1 protein-coding gene is annotated in these 1,168 nt (G+C 42.0%); it reads left to right on the top strand.

Going from position 1 to position 1,168, the window contains the following annotated elements:
- Positions 1-59: 59 nt before the first annotated feature.
- Positions 60-1,168 (top strand): RNA-guided endonuclease IscB (gene iscB / locus ACKQTC_RS09195; protein WP_408978145.1); only part of this gene is annotated, 1,109 nt, incomplete at its 3' end.

Genomic DNA, 1,168 nt, shown 5'->3' with positions numbered 1-1,168 from the left:
TACAGCTCTTGTGTGCTGGCTTATCGCATAAAACACAAGGTTAACGAAAGGAGAGCCTGATGGTTTATGTCTTAAATATCCACAACAAGCCCTTAATGCCGACCGTTAGGTTCGGTAAAGTAAGAAGGCTATTGAGGGATAACAAGGCAAAAGTAGTCAAAAACTGTCCTTTTACCATCAAGCTGCTTTACGAAGTAGAGGACAAGACACAGGATATCACCCTCGGTGTAGACGCAGGCTCTAAAACAATAGGCCTATCTGCAACCACCAGGGACAAAGAACTTTTTTCAGCAGAATACGAACTCCGAAACGATATTGTGAAAAAGCTTTCCGCAAGAAGAGAATGTCGCCGGACTAGGCGTAATAGATTAAGATACCGAAAACCTAGATTTGACAACCGGACCTCAACTAAAAAGAAGGGTTGGCTCGCTCCCAGCATAAGGCACAAGATAGACAGCCATCTAAATATAGTAAGAGATATTCACAACCTACTTCCAATAACAAACATCATTGTTGAAGTTGCCAGCTTTGATATTCAAAAAATCAAAAATCCGGATATCCAAGGCAAAGACTACCAGCAAGGTGAACAGCTTGGTTTTTGGAACGTCAGAGAATACGTCTTATTTAGAGATGGTCATACCTGCCGACACTGCAAGGGAAAGTCGAAAGACCCCATCTTAAACGTTCACCATATTGAATCTAGGCAAACAGGCGGCGATAGTCCCGGTAACCTCATCACCCTATGTAAGACCTGTCACGGTGACTACCACAAAGGAATCATAGAGTTGAACATCAAGAGAGGGAAAACCTTTAGGGATGCCGCCTTTATGGGAATCATGCGCTGGGCCTTTTACAGCAAGCTAAAAGAGGACTATCCAAATGTTAGCTTGACCTATGGTTATCTAACCAAAAACAAACGTATTAGAAATAACCTGCCTAAAGACAAGCGAACAGATGCTTATTGCATCGCAGGTAACCTACACGCTAAAAGGCTGGAGCATTACTTCTACTACAAAAAAGTCCGGTGTCACAATAGGCAGATCCATAAAAGGAACATACAAAAAGGTGGAAAGCTTAGAAATAACCAAGCCCCCTACATGGTTAAAGGCTTCAGGTTATTTGACAAAGTAAAGTACCAAGGCAAATTCTATTTCATCTTTGGAAGAAG

Source organism: Peptococcus simiae, from assembly GCF_046097595.1.
Taxonomy (GTDB): domain Bacteria; phylum Bacillota; class Peptococcia; order Peptococcales; family Peptococcaceae; genus Peptococcus; species Peptococcus simiae.
The sequence above is the reverse complement of the archived record's forward strand: the minus strand, read 5'-3'. Positions and strand labels throughout refer to the sequence as shown.